This is a genomic window from Nocardioides nematodiphilus (assembly GCF_020216525.1).
In the GTDB taxonomy this organism is placed as follows: Bacteria; Actinomycetota; Actinomycetes; order Propionibacteriales; family Nocardioidaceae; genus Nocardioides; species Nocardioides nematodiphilus.
This window is the reverse complement of the sequence record NZ_JAIWOY010000012.1, coordinates 1-18,845: the sequence shown is the minus strand read 5'-3', so window position 1 is coordinate 18,845 and position 18,845 is coordinate 1. Positions and strand designations below refer to the sequence as shown.

Annotated in this window: 18 protein-coding genes; 10 read left to right on the top strand and 8 right to left on the bottom strand. The window is 71.0% G+C overall.

Annotated elements, in window-relative coordinates; translation table 11 throughout:
• Positions 1 to 56: 56 nt before the first annotated feature.
• Positions 57 to 1,058 carry an NAD(P)H-dependent glycerol-3-phosphate dehydrogenase gene (locus KSO98_RS16380; protein ID WP_225286776.1) on the bottom strand — a complete coding sequence of 334 codons (1,002 nt, stop codon included), beginning with the start codon at positions 1,056 to 1,058 and terminating at the stop codon, positions 57 to 59.
• Positions 1,055 to 1,816, bottom strand: a complete 762-nt coding sequence (locus KSO98_RS16375; protein WP_225286775.1) for a lysophospholipid acyltransferase family protein — start codon at positions 1,814 to 1,816, stop codon at positions 1,055 to 1,057. Before KSO98_RS16375 ends, KSO98_RS16380 begins: the two co-directional genes overlap by 4 nt.
• A gap of 60 nt (positions 1,817 to 1,876) precedes the next feature.
• Here KSO98_RS16375 and KSO98_RS16370 point away from each other — a divergent pair, with 60 nt between their 5' ends.
• The gene (locus KSO98_RS16370) at positions 1,877 to 2,506 is read left to right on the top strand and encodes a CofC family guanylyltransferase (protein WP_225286774.1); all 630 of its coding nucleotides are present in this window, start codon (positions 1,877 to 1,879) and stop codon (positions 2,504 to 2,506) included.
• 56 nt (positions 2,507 to 2,562) lie between these two features.
• Here KSO98_RS16370 and KSO98_RS16365 read toward each other — a convergent pair whose 3' ends face one another.
• The gene (locus tag KSO98_RS16365) at positions 2,563 to 3,735 is read right to left on the bottom strand and encodes an HU family DNA-binding protein (RefSeq protein WP_225286773.1); all 1,173 of its coding nucleotides are present in this window, start codon (positions 3,733 to 3,735) and stop codon (positions 2,563 to 2,565) included.
• A gap of 266 nt (positions 3,736 to 4,001) precedes the next feature.
• On the opposite strand from KSO98_RS16365, the gene KSO98_RS16360 reads away from it, so the two are divergent.
• The 5 genes from KSO98_RS16360 to KSO98_RS16340 are packed head-to-tail and all read left to right on the top strand — an operon-like array spanning position 4,002 to position 8,255.
• On the top strand, positions 4,002 to 4,481 hold the full coding sequence (locus tag KSO98_RS16360; RefSeq protein ID WP_225286771.1) for a SigE family RNA polymerase sigma factor: 480 nt from the start codon (positions 4,002 to 4,004) through the stop codon (positions 4,479 to 4,481).
• Positions 4,478 to 5,662, top strand: a complete 1,185-nt coding sequence (locus KSO98_RS16355; protein ID WP_225286770.1) for a hypothetical protein — start codon at positions 4,478 to 4,480, stop codon at positions 5,660 to 5,662. The genes KSO98_RS16360 and KSO98_RS16355 overlap by 4 nt, the downstream gene beginning before the upstream one ends.
• 48 nt (positions 5,663 to 5,710) lie before the next feature.
• Positions 5,711 to 6,253, top strand: coding sequence for a PadR family transcriptional regulator (locus KSO98_RS16350; protein ID WP_225286769.1), 543 nt, complete (start codon positions 5,711 to 5,713; stop codon positions 6,251 to 6,253).
• Positions 6,250 to 6,912, top strand: a complete 663-nt coding sequence (locus tag KSO98_RS16345) for an ABC transporter ATP-binding protein (protein WP_225286768.1) — start codon at positions 6,250 to 6,252, stop codon at positions 6,910 to 6,912. The genes KSO98_RS16350 and KSO98_RS16345 overlap by 4 nt, the downstream gene beginning before the upstream one ends.
• Positions 6,909 to 8,255 carry an FtsX-like permease family protein gene (locus tag KSO98_RS16340; protein WP_225286767.1) on the top strand — a complete coding sequence of 449 codons (1,347 nt, stop codon included), beginning with the start codon at positions 6,909 to 6,911 and terminating at the stop codon, positions 8,253 to 8,255. The genes KSO98_RS16345 and KSO98_RS16340 overlap by 4 nt, the downstream gene beginning before the upstream one ends.
• A 112-nt stretch (positions 8,256 to 8,367) precedes the next feature.
• Here KSO98_RS16340 and leuD read toward each other — a convergent pair whose 3' ends face one another.
• Together leuD and leuC are read right to left on the bottom strand one after the other, a co-directional pair.
• The gene (gene leuD / locus KSO98_RS16335) at positions 8,368 to 8,973 is read right to left on the bottom strand and encodes a 3-isopropylmalate dehydratase small subunit (protein ID WP_225286766.1); all 606 of its coding nucleotides are present in this window, start codon (positions 8,971 to 8,973) and stop codon (positions 8,368 to 8,370) included.
• Between the two features lie 17 nt (positions 8,974 to 8,990).
• The gene (gene leuC / locus KSO98_RS16330; RefSeq protein WP_225286765.1) at positions 8,991 to 10,403 is read right to left on the bottom strand and encodes a 3-isopropylmalate dehydratase large subunit; all 1,413 of its coding nucleotides are present in this window, start codon (positions 10,401 to 10,403) and stop codon (positions 8,991 to 8,993) included.
• Between the two features lie 115 nt (positions 10,404 to 10,518).
• Here leuC and KSO98_RS16325 point away from each other — a divergent pair, with 115 nt between their 5' ends.
• The gene (locus KSO98_RS16325; protein WP_225286764.1) at positions 10,519 to 11,238 is read left to right on the top strand and encodes an IclR family transcriptional regulator; all 720 of its coding nucleotides are present in this window, start codon (positions 10,519 to 10,521) and stop codon (positions 11,236 to 11,238) included.
• 77 nt (positions 11,239 to 11,315) lie between these two features.
• On the opposite strand, the gene KSO98_RS16320 is transcribed toward KSO98_RS16325, so the two are convergent.
• Entirely contained in the window at positions 11,316 to 11,804 is a 489-nt protein-coding gene (locus KSO98_RS16320) for a methylated-DNA--[protein]-cysteine S-methyltransferase (protein WP_225286763.1), read from the bottom strand.
• A complete protein-coding gene (locus KSO98_RS16315) occupies positions 11,804 to 13,255 on the bottom strand; it encodes a DNA-3-methyladenine glycosylase 2 (RefSeq protein ID WP_225286762.1) in 1,452 nt (483 codons plus the stop codon). The genes KSO98_RS16320 and KSO98_RS16315 overlap by 1 nt, the downstream gene beginning before the upstream one ends.
• A gap of 152 nt (positions 13,256 to 13,407) precedes the next feature.
• Between KSO98_RS16315 and KSO98_RS16310 the strand changes: the two genes are divergently transcribed.
• The 3 genes from KSO98_RS16310 to KSO98_RS16300 all read left to right on the top strand — a co-directional run bounded on the left by KSO98_RS16310 (position 13,408) and on the right by KSO98_RS16300 (position 17,553).
• A complete protein-coding gene (locus KSO98_RS16310) occupies positions 13,408 to 15,174 on the top strand; it encodes a putative bifunctional diguanylate cyclase/phosphodiesterase (protein WP_225286761.1) in 1,767 nt (588 codons plus the stop codon).
• Positions 15,175 to 15,220: 46 nt separating this feature from the next.
• Positions 15,221 to 16,420, top strand: coding sequence for an LCP family protein (locus tag KSO98_RS16305; protein ID WP_225286760.1), 1,200 nt, complete (start codon positions 15,221 to 15,223; stop codon positions 16,418 to 16,420).
• 149 nt (positions 16,421 to 16,569) lie between these two features.
• Positions 16,570 to 17,553, top strand: coding sequence for a DUF4082 domain-containing protein (locus KSO98_RS16300; RefSeq protein ID WP_225286758.1), 984 nt, complete (start codon positions 16,570 to 16,572; stop codon positions 17,551 to 17,553).
• Between the two features lie 27 nt (positions 17,554 to 17,580).
• On the opposite strand, the gene KSO98_RS16295 is transcribed toward KSO98_RS16300, so the two are convergent.
• Positions 17,581 to 18,762 (bottom strand): acyl-CoA dehydrogenase family protein, encoded by a 1,182-nt coding sequence (locus tag KSO98_RS16295; protein WP_225286756.1) that lies wholly within the window; start codon positions 18,760 to 18,762, stop codon positions 17,581 to 17,583.
• Positions 18,763 to 18,845: the final 83 nt, after the last annotated feature.

Below are 18,845 nucleotides of genomic sequence, written 5' to 3'. Positions count from 1 at the left end.
TGCCATCGGCCGGTGCGGCCGCGATCCGAGGCGAAGGTTCCCGCACAGGGCGCTTCCTACGCCGTCTCCGCCTTGGTCGGACGGCCGAGGGCGGCGTCCATCATCTCGGCGGCGGTCATCCGACCGGCGACGACCTCGTCGACGTACTGCGCCAGCGGCGCGTCCACGCCGTGCTTGGCGGCGAGCTCGCGCAGCGACTGGCACGACTTGACGCCTTCGGCGACCTGGTGGGTGCCCCCGGTGATCTCCGCGACGGTCATCCCGCGGCCGAGCTTCTCGCCGAAGGTGCGGTTGCGCGAGAGCGGCGAGGAGCAGGTGGCGACGAGGTCGCCGAGGCCGGCCAGCCCCATCAGGGTCATCGGGTCGGCGCCCATCCGGATCGCCAGGCGGGCGGTCTCGGCCAGCCCGCGGGTGATCACCGAGGCGGTCGAGTTGTCACCGAAGCCGAGGCCGACGGCCATGCCGACGGCGAGCGCGACCACGTTCTTGTACGCGCCGCCCAGCTCACAGCCGAGCACGTCGGTGGAGGTGTACGGGCGGAACGCCGGCGTGTGGATGATCTCCTGCAGCCGTACCGCGACGGTCTCGTCGGCGCAGGCGACCACGGCGGCGGCCGGCTCCCGGCGGGCGATCTCAGCCGACAGGTTGGGGCCGGAGACGACGGCGATCCGCTCGGGACCGGCGCCGGTCTCCTGCGCGATCACCTCGCTCATCAGGTTGAGCGTGCCGAGCTCGACGCCCTTCATCAGCGAGATGAAGACCGCGTCCGCCGGCAGGTGGGGAGCCCAGGACGAGAGGTTCGTACGCAACGTCTGCGACGGCGTCGCCAGCACCACGACCTCGGCGCCCGCGGCCGCCTCCTGGACGTCGTGGGTGGCGGTGATGCTCGCCGGGAGCTCGACGTCGGGGTGGTACTCGGCGTTGCGGCGGGTGCGGTTGATCTCCTCGGCCACCTCGGAGCGACGCGCCCACAGGCTGACCTCGTTGCCCGCGTCGGCGAGCACGACCGAGAAGGCCGTACCCCACGATCCCGCGCCGAAGACTGCGACCTTCGTCATCCCTGCTCCTTGTGCTTCGCGTTCGGGTTGCCGGTGCGGTTCATACCGTGCTGACGGGGGTCGAAGCGCTCCGCCGGGGCCTTCTCGCCGCGGATCTCCTCGACCAGCCCGACGATCGCGGCCATGATCCGGTCGGTCGCCTCCTGGACGGTCTCGGGGGTCGCGCCCTGCGCCCGCAGATCGTCGAGCAGTACGGGGTCGCCGACGCGCATGGTGATGGTCTTGCGGCCCTTGAGGTTGGGCTTCTTGGCGTAGGCCGGGAGCAGCTCCTGGGCGCCCCACTGGCCGACCGGCAGGACGGGGGCGCCGGTCTCCAGGGCGATGCGGGCGGCACCCGACTTCCCCACCATCGGCCAGCCGCCGGGGTCCTTGGTGATCGAGCCCTCGACGTAGACCACGACGATCTCGCCGGCGTTGACCGCGGCCACCGCCTCCTTGAACGCACCCGCGCCGGCGGAGCGGTCCACCGGGATCTGGCCGGCCGCGCGCAGGAAGTCGCCGAAGCGCTTGTTCTTGAACAGGCCCGCCTTCGCCAGGTAGCGCGACTCGCGGCCGTAGTCCCAGACCATGTGGGCGGCGGTCAACGGGTCGACGTGGGAGATGTGGTTCAGCGCGATGATCGCGCCGCCCTTCTCCGGGATCTTCTCCGCGCCGGTCCAGTCCTGCTTCGTGGTCGCGAGCAGGATCGGTTTGAGGATCGCCACGGCGACACCCCACGCCCATCCCTGCTCGCCCTGAAGCTTCCGGTACTTGCCCACGAGCCAGGAGGTTACCGGTCCGTCGCCGCATCACGTGGCTGGTGTTGGAGGATGGTCCCGATGTCCTTCGTCGTCCTGCTCCCGGTCAAGCCGCCCGCGCGCGGCAAGTCCCGCCTCGTCGGCGTGCCCGACGCGACGCGCGTCGCGCTCGCGAGCGCCTTCGCTCTCGACACCGCCGCGTCCTGTCTGGCCTCCGAGGCGGTCGCGCACGTCCTGGCGGTCACCGACGACGACGCGTTCGCGGCCGCGCTGATGGAGCTCGGCTGCGCTGCGATCCCCGACGGCGTGACAGGCGACCTCAACGGATCGCTCGCGCTGGCTGCTCGCGAGGCCGTACGTCGCTGGCCGGCCTCACAGCCCGTCGCACTGTGCGGCGACCTGCCCGCGCTGCGACCTGCGGATCTGGACGCGGCGCTCGCCCGGGTCGCCGGGACCGATGGCGCCTGCTTCGTCGCCGACGCGGCCGGCACCGGCACGACCCTTTACACCGCGCCGGCGGACCTGTTCGTTCCACGCTACGGGGTCGGCTCGGCGGCCCTGCACGCCGAGGCGTCGAAGGCACTCGACGGCGAGCTGGCCTCCCTGCGCCACGACGTCGACACGCTCGAGGATCTGAGGACCGCCGTGCCGCTGGGGCTCGGCCCCCGTACGACGCTCGTCGCCGCCCGGGCGGATCTGCTGTTCGGCTAGCCGACGTGCCGAAGCGGGCCGCCCCGTGAGGGACGACCCGGTTCGTGTGCGTCGGATCAGGAGTCGGTCGACGGCGCGGCGGGCGGCACCTGGGTCGGGGCCGGCGCCGGGGTCTGCGTCGGCGCGGCGGCCGGCTTCTGGACCGGAGCCGCAGGCGGGACCTCGGTCGGGGCCGGCGCCGGTGTGGCGGCCGGGGCAGCGCTCTTGGCCGGCGTCTTCTGAGCCGGAGCCTTCTTGGCGGGGGACTTCTTGGCGGCGGTCGTGCTGGTCTGCGCCGGGGTGGTCTTCTTCGCGGTCGACGCCGTCCTGGTGGCGGCGGACTTCGTAGCGGTGGTCTTCGTGGCGGTGGTCTTCTTGGCGGCGGGCGCGGCGGTCTTGCTCGCCGTGGTCGCCTTCTTGGCAGCCGTGGACTTCGCAGCCGTGGACGTGGACGCGGTCGCCTTCTTGGCAGCCGTGGACTTCGCAGCCGTGGACGTGGACGCGGTCGCCTTCTTGGCAGCCGTGGACTTCGCAGCCGTGGACGTGGACGCGGTCGCCTTCTTGGCAGCCGTGGACTTCGCAGCCGTGGACGTGGACGCGGTCGCCTTCTTGGCAGCCGTGCTCTTGGCGACCGACGTCTTCGCCGCAGCGGCCTTGGAGGCGGTTGAGCTGGTCGCGGTCGCCTTCCGTACGGGCGTGGCCTTGGTGGCGGTGGCCTTCTTGACCGTGGCCGCCTTCTTCGCCGGAGCAGCGCTCTTGGCCGGGGCCTTCTTGGCGGCCGTGGTCTTCGCGGCCGGCGTGCGACGTGCGGTGGCGTTCGTCATCTGGGCCTCGGCAGCCTCGACGGCCGCCTCGACCTGGCCGGCGAGCTTCTCGGCGCGAGCGTTCGCCCGGTCCGCGGCCTTGTCAGCGGACTTGCGGGCGTTCGCCGCGGTCGGCAGCTTGGGCAGCTTGATCGCGCCCGAGACCACGCCGGTCAGCTCGGTCGCGGCCTTGAACTGCGGGATGAAGGAGCGCTTCGCCTTCTTCGGGGGCGCCGCCTTCTTGCCCTTGCCGGTCTTCGCGGACTTGGTGGCGTCCTTCTTGGGGAGCACGCGCTCGAAGGTGCCGAAGCCCTTGATCACGACCTTCTCGCCACGGGCGACCTCGCGGGTGATGGTGTCGACCACCGAGTCGAGCGCCTCGGCGGCGAGCTTCTTGTTCCCCTCGTACCGCGCAGCGAGCGCGTCGATGAGCTGAGACCTCTTCACGATCAGCCTTTCACCTGCCAGGCCGAGACCGGAATGCTCGGCGCACCTGCTCGCCACCCTAGAGAACCCCGCGCGAACGCACTACGGATGAGCAGGCGAATTTCCGTCGGCTACGACACACCGGGTCCTGCCAACACCGCTTTGGGCCGAGCAGGGGTGCTCACCACAGGGCGGACGGCGCGCTGAACTCGTTTCCTGGCTGACCCAACCCTGCGAGGCTGCCGTGGCGTCAAGAGGATGTCAGGGGCGAAACGGCAGGAGGCGGGATGGAGTTCGAGGAGTACGCGTCAGCGCGGTGGCCGACGATCTACCGCACCGCGCTGCTGCTCACCGGCAACACCGCCGAGGCGGAGGACCTGGCGCAGCAGACGCTGGTCAAGGTCTTCGCTGCCTGGACCACGGTGCGCCGGGCCGACTCACCCGACGCCTACGTCCGGCGGATGCTGGTCAACGAGCTGACCACCGACCGACGGCGCGGAGCCCGCCGCGCCCTGGTCGCGGTGCCGGCCGCCCCCGAAGCCGTACCGGTCGGCATCGATCCCGGCGAACGCCTCGACCTCTGGCGCCAGGTCGTGCAGCTGCCGCCACGCCAACGGGCCGTGCTGGTCCTGCGGTTCTACGAGGACCTCACCGAGGCCGAGACCGCCCAGGTCCTCGGAGTGTCGCTCGGCACCGTGAAGTCGCAAGCCCACGACGCCCTACGCACGCTCCGCACCCGTCTCGGCCAGCAGGAGGTGACCTCATGACCAATCAGCTCACTCAGGACCTGTCCTCGCTCTTCGCCACGACCGCGACCGATGCCGAGGTGCCGCCGCTGCCACTGGTAGCGGTGGTCGCCCAGGGCCGCTCGCTCCAGCAGGCGCGGCGTCGCCGTACGGCGGTGTGGTCCGCAGCGGCGGCGGCCGTGGCCGTCGTCGCCGTGACCGTGCCGCTCACGATCGCGGATCACCATCGCACCGATGGGCCGGCGCCTGCGCACCGGACGCACCCGTCGCCGGATGCGACGGGCATCCCGACCACGCCCACCACGCTGCCCTACCTCGACGGCAGGGACGTGCACTTCGGTCACCGGACCGTGACCGTCGACCCCAGGCCGATCAGGATGATCAGCAGCGCCGACACCACGATCGTCTGGAACCCCAAGTCCGAGCGCTGGTCGCGCGTCTGGGCCACGGATGGCACCGTTGAGCCGTTCGGCGCCCCATGGGGTGGAAGTCGGCGGCCCTGGCAGGGCTGGTTCCAGCCGACGATCTCATCCGACGGCACGAAGATCGCCGTACTCACCCACCCGACCCAGAACACGTCGCGGATCACGGACTACGACGCGGAGGGCCAGGAAGAGATCGGCCACGTCGACCTCGACGCCGCCTTCGCCAACTGGACCGGCGGCGGCGACTCGGTGACCGTGTTCGCCGTCAACAACAGCGGCCGCGTCTACTGGAACCAGGCGGCGAAGGGCGGCGACGGCTGGTGGATGTGGGAGCCGACGATGAAGGCGCCCGTCCAGCTGCACGTCCCGCTCGACTTCGGCGGTGCGTACCCGCCGAACGGCGCGCTCACCGAGGGCGGAGCTGCCGTCACGTTCGCCAGCGATGGCGAGCCTCGGCCGATTCCCGGATTGACCGACGTCGACCTGCGCAGCACGCGGTGGTCGCCGGACGGCACCGTACTGGCCGTCGACGGAGCGGCCGGTCCGCAGATCATCAGGCTCGATGGCGATCGCCAGACCCACCGGCCGCCGCCCACCGACTTCACGATCCTGCAGTGGCTCGGCTTCGAGTCGGATGCCTATGTCGTCGGCGCCGCGACGGTCGCCAACGAGCCCTCGCTCATCCGCTGCGCCACCGACCACAGCGCCTGCACCGTGATCGGGAAGCTCCCGGCCGACTGGCAGCGCCGAAGCTGGGCGACCAGTCCCCCCGACTGACGTTCTCCCTATTCACTCGGTGTATGCACTCTGTGTATAGTCGCCGCCATGGGTGTCTCGCATGTCCTTCTCGGCGTGCTCGCCGACGGCCCGGCGCACGGCTACGACCTGAAGCGGGCCCACGACGAGCGCTTCCCCGCGACCAAGGCGATGCCGTACGGGCAGGTCTACTCCGCACTCCAGCGCCTTCAGCGCGACCACCTCGTGGAGATCGTCGAGACGGTGCAGGAGGGCGGACCCGAGCGCACGGTCTATGCCCTGACCGACGCCGGCCGCACGGAGCTCGCGAGCTGGCTCGAGGCCACCGAGCCGGCTGGCCCGTACGCCGCTGACGAGCTCGTCCGCAAGACCGTGACAGCCCTGTGGCGCGGCACGGACGCCGCCGACTACCTGCAGCGCCAGCGGACGGTCCACCTCGGCCGGATGCGCGAGCTCCTCGCGCTGCAGGCCTCGGTGAGCGACACGACCGCGCGGATCGCGGTCGACCACACGATCTTCCACCTCGATGCGGACCTGAGGTGGCTGGAAGCAGCAGCAGCGCGGGTGGCCGACGCGCACCAGGTCACCCACCGAGGAGAGGCAAAGGCATGAGCGAGATCCAGTTCGAGGCACGGGGTGTGCGCAAGGCCTACGGCCGCACCGAGGCGCTGCGCGGCGTGAGTCTCACCATCGGGGCAGGCGAGGTCGTCGCCATCAGCGGCCCGTCGGGCAGCGGCAAGTCGACCCTCCTCCTCGCGCTCGCCGGCCTGATCCGCCCGGAGGCGGGCGAGATCGCCTACGACGGCGCCCGTCTCGACGACCTCGGTGAGGCGCACCGCACCCGGTTGCGCCGTCGGCAGTTCGGGGTGGTGCTGCAGTTCGGTCAGCTCGTGCCCGAGCTGACCGCCGCCCAGAACGTCGCGCTGCCACTCCTCCTCGAGCGGCACGACCGAGCCGCGGCGCGACGGCTCGCACTCGGACAGCTGGAGCGCTTCGGTGCGCTCGACCTGGCCGACGCACTGCCCGGGGAGCTCTCCGGCGGGGAGGCCCAGCGCGTCGCAGCGGCACGCGCCCTCGTCACCGGCCCTCGGGTGATCTTCGCCGACGAGCCCACCGGCGCTCTCGACACGGTCGGTGGCGAGCACCTCCTCAAGACCCTCCTCGGCGCTGCCCGCGACAACGACGCCACGGTCGTGATGGTGACGCACGACAATCGGGTCGCGGCCCGCGCCGACCGCGAGATCTTCCTGCGGGACGGAGTCATCGCGTGATCCGCCTGGCGTGGCGCCTCGCCTTCGCCCGCGGGTGGGCGCGACCGGCCCTCCTGGCAGCCTGCACGGCGGTGGTCTCCGGACTGCTCCTCGTGACCCTCGCCGTTCTGCGCCTTCCCGCCCAGCCTGAGGAGCGGCTCCTGGCCGTCATCACCGACCCGGGCACGCGCGGCGGTTACGCGTTCGGCGCGGCGCTTCTCATCATCCCTCCCCTGCTGCTGCTCCACCAGGTGGTGCGGCTCGGGACGTCCGCGCGCGAACGGCGGCTCGCCGCGCTGCGCCTGGCGGGCGCCACGCCGGCCGAGGTCCGCCGGATCGGCGCGATCGAGGTAGGGATCCCGGTGTTTGCGGGATCGATCCTCGGTCTGGGCCTCTACCGCCTGCTGCGCCTGTGCTTCGGCGGCACCCGGTTCGGCGAGTATCCATCGCACGCCGTTCACCTGATCCCGACCACGGTCGCGCCGGCCTGGTGGGAGACGCTGCTGGTCATCCTCGGCGTCACGCTTCTCGGCGTCGCGGTCGGCGCGCTTGCCAGCCGGCGGGTCATCGTGACGCCACTGGGCGTCACCCGCCGCGCAGCGGCGCCGGCACCGCGCCCCTGGGGCGCCCTCGCTCTGGCCCTCGCGGTGGTGTCCGGTCTCGCTGCCATGAGGGTCGACGGTCCGCAGGCGCACACCCTCGGCATGGCGGGCGCTCTGGTGGCGATCGCCTTGGCCCTCCTCGGAGTGATGGCGCTCGCGCCCTGGTTGGCCTTCACCGCAGGACGCATCGTCGCGCGACGCGCACGCACGGGACCTGTGCTGCTCGCCGCGTCCCGTCTGGTCGCCGAGCCCCGGCCTGCGGCACGGGCAGCGGCTGCGGTGGGTGGCATCGGCCTGGTCGCAGGTGGAGCGTCCGCCTTCGTCGCCGACGTGATGGCGATGCAGAACGACGACGACGGGTACTACCTCGCCCCCGTGGCCCTGGTGGCCGTCTGCCTGCTCGGCGCTCTCGTGGTCGTGGTCGGCTCGCTCGCCGTCCACTCCGTCGAGTCGCTGCTCGACCACCGACGCTCGGTCGCCTCGCTCACCGCGCTCGGCGTTCCGGTCGACACCCTGATCACAGCACAGCGCTGGGAGACCGGGCTCGTCGCACTCCCGATGGCTCTCATCGGAACGCTCCTCGGCAGCGTCGTCTACGGGCTCGGCCCGGTCGGCGGGCCGAGCTTCGTGTGGTTCGCCTGCACGATCGTCGGCCTGACGTTGGTCGCCGCCCTGTGCTGGGTGGCCGTGCTGGCGGCGGTACGGGTCGTGCGTCCTTGGACCGTGCGCGCGGCCGATCCGGCCCACCTGCGGACCGAGTAAGAAGTCGCTCCGTCCGGCCCGACCCTGCGACGAGCCGGATCGGACGACCTGTCTTCAACGCAGGAGCGCAGGAGCCACGACGTGGCTCCAGCGCTCCTAGGTCGAGATTCGATCAGGCGTGCTGCGTGACCGGCTTGAAGGCCGGACGCCCGGCCTCGAAGGCGGTGATGTCGGCCTCGTTCTGCAGGGTGAGGCTGATGTCGTCGAGACCGTTCAGCAGGCGCCAGCGGGTGTAGTCGTCGACCTGGATCGGGGCCCGAAGAACAGAACCGTTGTCACCGACGCTGACTTCACGGGCCTCGAGGTCGACGGAGACCTCGGCGCCCGGGTTGGCCTCGAGGTAGGCCCAGATCTGCTCGATCACGCTCTCCTCGACCTGCGCGGCGAGCAGGCCGGCCTTGCCGGAGTTGCCGCGGAAGATGTCGGCGAAGCGGGCCGAGAGCACGACCTTGAAGCCGTAGTTCTGCAGCGCCCAGACGGCGTGCTCACGCGAGGATCCCGTACCGAAGTCCGGGCCCGCGACGAGGACGGTGCCGGCCTTGTAGGCGTCCTGGTTGAGGACGAACGACGGGTCGTTGCGCCAGGCCGAGAACAGGCCGTCCTCGAAGCCCGAGCGCGTGACGCGCTTGAGGTAGACCGCCGGGATGATCTGGTCGGTGTCGACGTTCGAGCGCTTGAGCGGGACGCCGACGCCGGTGTGCGAGGTGAACTTCTCCATGATCAGTGACTCCTAGATCAGGCGTTGGCCGGGGCCAGGTCGGCGGGCGAGGACAGGGTGCCGCGGACGGCGGTCGCAGCGGCGACGGGGATCGAGACGAGGTGCGTACGACCGCCCTTGCCCTGGCGACCCTCGAAGTTGCGGTTCGACGTCGAGGCCGAGCGCTCCTGCGGGTTGAGCGTGTCCGGGTTCATGCCCAGGCACATCGAGCAGCCCGCACCGCGCCACTCGGCACCGGCCTCGATGAAGACCTTGTCGAGGCCCTCCTCGATCGCCTGGTTGCGGACGCGGACCGAGCCCGGGACGACGAGCAGGCGGGTGCCCTCGGCGACCTTGTGGCCCTTGATGATGTCGGCGGCGAGGCGCAGGTCCTCGATGCGGCCGTTGGTGCAGGATCCGACGAAGACGGTGTCGACCTTGACCTCGCGCATCGGGGTGCCGGCGGTCAGGCCCATGTACTCCAGCGCCTTCTCGGTCGCGACCTTGTCGGACGGGTCCGTGAAGTCCTCCGGCGACGGGACGCTGGCGCCCAGCGGCACGCCCTGGCCCGGGTTGGTGCCCCAGGTGACGAACGGCGTGACGTCGGCCGCGTCGATCACGATCTCCTTGTCGAAGGTCGCATCGGCGTCGGTGACCAGCGTCTTCCAGTGCGCGACGGCGGCGTCCCAGTCAGCGCCCTTCGGCGCCTCGGGCTTGCCCTCGATGTAGTCGAACGTGGTCTGGTCGGGAGCGATGAGGCCGGCCTTGGCGCCCCACTCGATGGACATGTTGCAGACCGTCATCCGGGCCTCCATCGAGAGCTCCTCGATGGCCTGGCCCCGGTACTCGACGATGTAGCCCTGGCCGCCACCGGTGCCGGTCTGGGCGATCAGGTAGAGGATCAGGTCCTTGGAGGTGACGCCCTCCGGCAGCGAGCCGTTGACCGTGACGGCCATCGTCTTCGGCTTGGCCTGCGGCAGGGTCTGGGTCGCGAGGACGTGCTCGACCTCGGAGGTGCCGATGCCGAACGCGATCGAGCCGAACGCGCCGTGGGTCGAGGTGTGCGAGTCGCCGCAGACGATCGTCATGCCCGGCTGGGTCAGGCCCAGCTGCGGGCCGACGACGTGGACGATGCCCTGCTCGACGTCGCCGAGCGGGTGCAGGCGCACGCCGAACTCCGCGGCGTTCTTGCGCAGCGTGTCGACCTGGGTCTTGGAGACCGGGTCGGCGATCGGCTGGTCCCAGTTGAGCGTCGGGACGTTGTGGTCCTCGGTCGCCAGGGTGAGGTCGGGACGGCGGACCGTGCGGCCGCTCAGTCGCAGGCCGTCGAACGCCTGGGGGCTGGTCACCTCGTGAATGAGGTGGAGGTCGATGTAGAGCAGGTCCGGCTCGCCATCAACCGATCGGACGACGTGCTCGTCCCACACCTTCTCCGACAGGGTCTTGCCCATGGTCAACGCTCCTTGAAGTGAATCCGGGCGCTGTCCGCCTTGACAGCGTCCGTCACCACCACGGTACGTCGGTTGACGCTTGCGATTCCACTTCGTGAGACCTTAATCTTGATATATGGACACTTCGAGTGGAGTCGGCGTTCTCGACAAGGCCGCGTTGGTGCTGACCGCGCTGGAGTCGGGCCCGGCCACCCTGGCCGGCCTCGTCACTGCGACCGGCCTGGCCCGCCCGACCGCGCACCGGCTCGCCGTCGCGCTCGAGCACCACCGGCTCGTCGCCCGCGACATGCAGGGCCGCTTCGTGCTGGGCCCGCGCCTCGCCGAGCTCTCCGCCGCGGCCGGCGAGGACCGGCTGCTCGCGACCGCCGGCCCGGTGCTGGCGCGGCTGCGCGACATCACCGGCGAGTCCGCGCAGCTGTGGCGCCGCCAGGGCGAGTTCCGCGTCTGCGTCGCCGCCGCCGAGCGCCCCTCCGGCCTGCGCGACACCATCCCGGTCGGCTCCCAGCTGACCATGCGCGCCGGCTCGGCCGCCCAGGTGCTGCTCGCCTGGGAGGACCCGGAGCGGCTGCACCGCGGCCTGCAGAACGCCACCTTCTCCGCCGCCGCACTCTCCGGCATCCGCCGCCGCGGCTGGGCCCAGTCGATCGGGGAGCGCGAGGCCGGCGTCGCCTCGGTCTCCGCGCCTGTCCGCTCCCCCGGCGGCAAGATCATCGCCGCGGTCTCCGTCTCCGGTCCGCTCGAGCGCCTCACCCGCCAACCGGGCAAGATGCACGCCCCCGCCGTCCTGGCCGCCGCCGAGCGACTCTCCGAGTCCCTGCGCCGCGCCGCCGAGTAGCGCCGAGATTGCAGAACTGACCGCCGAGGTTGGAGAAAAGTTCTGCAAACTCGGCGGTCATCTCTACCCATTCCGGGTCAGAAGAGGGCGTCCGCGTCGTCGCGCTCGAGGTCGAGGAGCAACTGCTTGCGCTCGATGCCGCCGGCGTAGCCGGTGAGGGTCCCGTTGGCGCCGATCACCCGGTGACACGGGATCACCACCGGGATCGGGTTGCGGCCGTTGGCCAGCCCGACCGCACGGGCGCCGTGACCGGTGAGGCCCAGCCGGGCGGCGATCCCCCCGTACGTGGACGTCTCGCCGTACCCGATCTCGACCAGCTCGCCCCACACCTTCTGCTGGAACGGCGTTCCGACCGGGGCGAGCGGCAGCTCGAAGCGGGTGCGCGTGCCGGCGAAGTACTCCCCCAGCTGGCGCGCGCACTCCACCAGCACCGGCACGCTGTCGTCGCGCTCCCCGACCAGACGCGCGTCGGCGTACCCGAACGGATGGAAGTCGACGGCGACGATCGCGCCGTGGTCCTCCACCAGGCGCAGCTCCCCGATCGGGGATTCGATCACGGTCCACATCAGCGTTCCTCCACGGCGAGAGAGTTCCAGAGATACAGGGCGGCGTACGAGCGCCAGGGGCGCCAGGTGTCGGGCTCGGCACCGGCGGCGCCGAGCCGGTCGAGGGCGCGCTGCAGCCCGAGGTCGGACGGCAGGAAGACGTCGGGATGGCCGAGCGCGCGCAGCGCGATGTAGTCGGCCGTCCACGGCCCGATCCCCGGCAGGGCCAGCAGCGCGGCGCGTACGGCCTCTCGATCGGCGCCGCGATCGAGCATGACGTCGCCCTTCACGATCGCCTCGGCCAGGCCGGACAGCGCCCGACCACGGGCGCGCGGCATCGGGAGTGCCTCAGGCTCCAGGCCCGCGATCACCTCCGCGCTCGGGAACAGGTGGGTGAGGCCCGAGACGCCACTGTCGTACGGCACCCCGTACGCCTCGACCAGCCGGCCCAGCACGGTGCGGGCGCCGACGACGCTGACCTGCTGGCCGACGATCGTGCGGACGGCGAGCTCGGCACCGTCCGGCGCGCCTGGCACGCGCAGCCCGGGTACGGCCGAGACGAGCGCCCCGAGCACCGGGTCCGCGCCCAACTGTGCGCCAACCGCGACCGGGTCGCAATCGGCGTCGAGGATGCGGCGCGCACGCTCCAGCGCGGCGGACGTGTCGCGCAGGTCGCTCAGCCGGAAGGTGGCCGGGACGAACGCCGTGCCCGGTCCGGCGAGGTCGCTCAGCGCGACGGAGACCACGCCGGGACCGTGCGGCAGATCGAGGGCGCGGGCGTAGACGCCGTCGCGGACCACCTCGACGCCGGGCACCGCGTGATCGGCGAGGAAGCGCAGCAGTGCAGCCCCGGCGAAGGGCGTACGGACCGCGAGCCGCAGCTCGATCGCGCCCCCGCCATCGGCCCCGTGTGCACGCTTACCGCGCAGCGCCGAGGGCGTCGTGGCGTACACCTCGCGCACGGTGTCGTTGAACTGCCGGACGCTGGCGAAGCCGGCGGCGAAGGCGACGTCGGCGAGCCCCAGCGACGTGGTCTCGATCAGCACCCGCGCGGTCTGCGCACGCCGCGCCCGGGCCAGCGCCAACGGGCCGGCGCCCAGCTCGGCGACCAGCAGCCGGCCGAGGTGGCGCGACGTGTAGCCCATCCGGCGAGCGAGTCCCTCGACGCCCTCGCGGTCGACGACGCCGTCGGCGATGAGCCGCATCGCCCGGCCTGCGGCGGAGGCCGCGACGTCCCACTCCGGGCTCCCGGGGGTCGCGTCGGGGAGGCAGCGCTTGCACGCGCGATAGCCGGCCGCCTGTGCCGATGCCGCCGTGCGGTGGAACGACACGTTCGCCGCGGCGGGGGTGCGCGCCGGGCACGACGGGCGGCAGTAGATCCCGGTCGTCCGCACCGCGGTGTAGAAGACGCCGTCGAAGCGGCGATCACGCGAGGAGACCGCGCGGTAGCAGGCGTCGAGGTCGAGTTCCATGACGCCATCCTCGCCGATCGCCACGCCGGGATCTAGCGGGAATCGGACACTGCGGCCGTGACAGAAGCTCCATATTGCGGGTACGGGTGCGCAAGCCGGTCCACTCCTGGAAGGACTCACCCCTGTCCCACATCGACCGATCCCATCCCACGATGGCCATCGCCAAACGCACCAGACGATCTCAGGCCGGCACCTCGACCGGTAGCTATCGGCATGCCCCGGCGGTGGCCACGATGGGGACGCTCGGCCGCGCGTCGGGCCTCTTCTATCTCATCGGCGGCATCGCGGCGCTGCTGCCCGCGGGCGACAACGTCGTCACAGGCGGACGGCTGGCGGCCGTCGACACGATCGGCGCCCTCTGTGCGCTGCTCGGGATCGCGCTGCTCGCCACCGGACGGCACTGGCCACGGTCCTCGTACCACCTGCTGGTCGCTGGTGGAGCCGTCCTCATCACCGCGACCACCATGCTGTCGAAAGGATCCGTTGCGGCCGGCGACTCGCTGATCGTCTACGTCCTGCCGATCATCGCCGGAGCCGCGTTCTTCTCCTGGCGCGGTGCTGTCGCGCATACGGCCATCGCGGTGGCGAGCGCTCTCACTGCAACGACCTATATCGGAATCGACCCGATGGGGATCGTCATCTTCGTGACCGGCCTGATCTGCATCGGCGGATGGGTCGCGTGGCTGGGACGTCTCGCCGATCGGGTGGAGGAGGATCCCCTCACCGGGCTCGGGAACCGGCGAGCCCTGATCCGCCGGCTCGAAGAGGCGGTCGACCAGACGGACCGCGGCACCGCGCCGCTCGCGGTGATCATGTTCGACCTCGACCACTTCAAGACGATCAACGACACCCGCGGCCATGCCGCCGGCGACGAGCTCCTCGTGGCCTGCTCGCAGCGCTGGCGCCCGATCGTGCCGCACGAGAAGCTCCTGTTCCGCTACGGCGGTGACGAGTTCGCAGTGCTCTTGCCGGGCGCCTCCCTCGGTGAGGCTACCGAGCTGGCCGAACAGCTGCGCGCCGGGCTGCCGAACGACGCGACCGCCTCGATCGGCGTGGCCGCGTGGCAGCCCGGCGACTCCAGCTCCATGCTGCTCGGGCGCGCGGATGTCGCGCTCTACGAGGCCAAGGCGGGCGGGCGCGACCAGACCGCTGTCTACGGCGACCCGGGTCACTCGGCCCGTGAGCTCGAGACGGCGCTGCGCGCCGGTGAGTTCGTGCTCCACTACCAGCCGATCGTCGCGCTCGAGGACGGCACCGTCCGCGGGCACGAGGCGCTCGTACGCTGGCAGCACCCGACCCGCGGCCTCCTGGGCCCGAGCGAGTTCGTCGCCCTGGCCGAGCGCACCGGCACCATCCACGCCCTCGGCGCCTGGACCCTCGACCAGGCCTGCCGGACCGTGGCTGCGGGCGACAAGGCCATCGCGGTCAACGTCTCCATCCCCGAGCTCCGCAACCCCTCGTTCGTCGACTTCGTGCACCGGAGGATCACGACGTACGGCCTGCAGCCGCGCCGGCTCATCATCGAGGTCACCGAGGGCGTGTACGACGAGGACGACCAGCAGGTCGTGGTCTCGCTGACGCGGCTGCGCGAACTCGGCGTACGGGTGGCGCTCGACGACTTCGGCTCGGGCTGGTCATCCCTGCGCTGGCTGACCACGTTCCCCGTCGACATCATCAAGATCGACGGCTCGTTCGTCCATGCGATCGACGAGCCCGGCACCAACCTCGAGGTGCTCAACGCGGTGATCAAGCTCGGCAAGGCGCTCGGCCTCAACGTGGTCGGTGAGCAGGTCGAGACCGCACGTCAGGCACAAGTGCTGCGCGAGCTGGGCTGCGACCGGGCACAGGGCTACTTCTTCGGGCGCCCGTCACCGACCCCCGAGCCGATCGCCGACCTCGGCGCCGCTACCCACGGGTAGCCACGAGATTCATGTCACTCTCAGCCTGACCTGCGAGGATCCCTGCATGTCGACGACCGGGCCGATGGCGCCGCACCACCGCCGGACCGTCGCGGTGGTCATCCTCAGCACGTTGCTCGTGCTCGCCGTCGCCACCGGCAGCCTGGTCGCGATCTTCTACAAGCACCTCGACGCGAACCTGCGCGCGGGCGATGAGATCAAGCACCAGGCACACAAGCTGCAGCGTGGCCCGAAGACGCCGCTCAACATCCTGGTGATGGGGCTCGACACCCGCGACTGTCCGGGCTGCCACATCGACAACGAGCCGGGCGGCGACGGCTCCGACACCACGATCCTGCTGCACATCTCGGCCGATCGGCAGACGGTCTACGGGGTCTCCATCCCGCGCGACCTGCTGGTCAAGCCCACCGAGTGCACTGCCGACCACCACTACATCGCGCATGGCGTCGACACCGGCCAGGTGATGTGGAACGCCGCCTACACCGCCGGCGGTCCCGACTGCACCGCCGAGCAGCTGGAGAAGAACTTCGGCGTCTACGTCGACGGCTACATCACGATCAACTTCGGCGGCTTCAAGGGCATGGTCGACGCCATCGGCGGCGTCAACATGTGCATCCCGTTCGAGCTCAGCGATCCGACGTACGAGAAGTACACCTTCGAGCCGGGCGACTCCGTGCACCTCAACGGCACGACAGCGTTGAAGTACGTCCGCCTCCGCCACGTCTACGGCCACGGCATGGACGGATCCGACACCGGGCGGATGAAGCGCCAGCAGGCGTTCATCTCCGCCATGGTCAACAAGGTCCGCTCCGCGGGCACGCTCACCGAGCCGTACAAGCTGGTCGGGTTCGCCAACGCACTCACCGGATCGATGACAGCGAGCCCCGAGCTCGCATCCGTCTCGAAGCTCGTCGACCTGGCCCGGCAGCTGCGCCACACGGACATCTCGAACATCCGCTTCGTCACGATCCCCAGCGCTGCGTACGACGTGCCGCAGAGCGACCCACGCTGGGGTCGGGTCAAGCTGCTGCCGGCGGCGAAGAAGCTGTGGCGGCACGTCACCGACGACGAGCCCCTCTCCAGGTCGCTCAGCGAGGGGTCGATCTCCGCGGGCACCCCGACGGGCGGCTCCAGCGCGTCCGCCGGCCCGAGCAGCTCCAGCAGCCCGAGCGCCTCCCCGACCGGCACCGCCTCCTCGGACGACGAGGCCGCCAAGGAAGCGGCCAAGTACGGGCTCTGCGCCTGACCCGGAGGCGCGCTCCCGCTCCGGACCGGCATCCCCAATATAGGGGGATGGAGGCGGTCAGCGCGGGTCTTCCATCGCAGGACGCGGCGTAGCGTGAAGCGTCTCACGTCCCCGCACTCGACCGGGCGACGCGGACCTCGGGAGACACCATGGGGAAGTTCGCAACGATCTCAACGCTCGCCGTCATCCTGTTCGCCACGACGGTGCTGGCCCCACAGGCCATCGGACAGGATGCGCAGACCGGCCTGTGGCCGACCTCTTTCAACGCCCACCAGACCGCGGCCGACTGCGGCAGGTGGAAGCTGAGCCCCGACGGCTTCTGCGTTGCCGACGACGCCAGGAACGGCCTCGAGGTCGGCGTGCGGTTCCGGACGTCGCAGAGGGTTCAGATCACCGGCGTCCGCATCTACCGCGTTGACACGGCCACCCTGACGGGCTCGCTGTGGGACGCGTCCGGGAGGTTGCTCGCCCACGGCGCGTTCGCGCCGGGTCCCGCGAACGCCTGGCAGGACATGAGGTTCGCCAAGCCGGTCACGATCGCGCCCGGCGGGATCTACGTCGCCTCCTACTTCACCCCGCGGACCAGGTATGCCTTCCGCTACGACTACTTCGCCGACGCCGGCCGCACGGTCGGGCCGATCACGGCGGTGGCCGCGACCACCGGGCACCCGAACGGCGTCTTCTGCTACGACGACGCCGTCTGCGGGTCGTACCCGGTGCGCGGCTATCGCAACTCGTCCTACTGGGTGACTCCGCTGTGGAACGGCGCAACCGCCTCGGGCGCGAACGCGGCACACAGCGCGCCTCCGCGCGTCGTACGCGTCCGCCCGGGCGCGCACGCCGCCAAGGCCACGGCCCCGGTCAAGATCACGTTCTCGAAGGCCATCTGGCCGAGCACGCTCACCTCCACCACCGTGCGCCTGATGCACGGCACGAAGCCGGTCGCGACCCGCCTCACCTACCGGCCCGCGCGGCACCAGGCGGTGCTGACCGCGCGGACCGGCCTGCGAGCGGGAGCGACGTACCGGGTCAAGGTGAGCACCCGCGTGCGCGACAGCCAGGGCCACCGTCTCGACCAGAACACGAGGAGGGCCGGGCGGCAGTCCGCGACGTGGACCTTCCACACGAGATGACGGTCCACGGGCGGACCCGTGACCGGGTCAGATCTGCGACTGGACGCCGGCCAGCAGCTGGCGGGCCATCACGATCCGCTGGACCTGGTTGGTGCCCTCGTAGATCTGGGTGATCTTGGCGTCGCGCATCATCCGCTCGACCGGGTAGTCGCGGGTGAAGCCGTAGCCGCCGAGCAGCTGGACCGCGTTGGTGGTGACCTCCATCGCGACGTCGGAGGCGAACGCCTTGGCTGCCGCGCCGAAGAACGTCAGGTCGGCGTCGCCACGCTCGGAGCGCCCGGCCGCGGCGTAGGTGAGCTGGCGGGCGGCCTCGATCCTCATCCCCATGTCGGCGAGCATGAACTCGATGCCCTGGAACTCGGCGATGGCCTTGCCGAACTGCTTGCGCTCCTTGACGTAGCCCAGCGCGTAGTCCAGGGCTCCCTGGGCGACGCCCACGGCCTGGGCCGCGATCGTGACCCGGGTGTGATCGAGCGTCCGCATGGCGTACTCGAAGCCCTTGCCCTCCTCGCCGATGATGCGGTCCGCGGGCAGGCGCACGTTGTCGAAGTAGACCTCGCGCGTTGGGCTGCCCTTGATGCCCAGCTTCTTCTCCGGGGCGCCGAAGCTCACCCCGGGATCCGACTTCTCCACCACGAACGCGCTGATGCCCTTCGAACGCTTGTCGGGATCGGTCACCGCCAGCACCGTGTAGTACTCCGAGACACCCGCGTTGGTGATCCAGCGCTTGGTGCCGTTGAGGATCCACCCAGCATCCGGTCCCGAGCCGGCGCGCACCGCCCGGGTCTTCTGCGCCGCCGCGTCCGAGCCGGCGTCCGGCTCCGAGAGGCAGTACGAGAAGCCGCCCTCACCGCGCGCCAGCGCCCCCAGGTACTTCTTCTTCAGCTCCTCCGAGCCGCCGATCTGCACCGGCAGTGAGCCGAGCTTGTTGACCGCCGGGATCAGGGACGCGGAGACGTCCGCGCGGGCGATCTCCTCGATGACCAGCACCGTGGCCAGCGCGTCCGCGCCGACGCCGCCGTACGCCTCGGGCACGTGCGGGGCGTAGAAGTCGGTCTCCACGAGGGCGTCATGCGCCTCCTGCGGATAGCGCACCTCCTCGTCGACCGCAGCGGCGTACGGAGCGATCTTGGCGTCGGAGATCTCACGGATCGCGCGCCGGATCTCGACGTGCTCCTCGGAGAGCGCGAACAAGGGGTATTCGTTCATCGTCAGGGTCCTTCTCAGGTCTCAGTAGGGGTAGAAGCCGTGGCCGGACTTCTTGCCCAGCAGGCCGGCATCGACCATCCGGT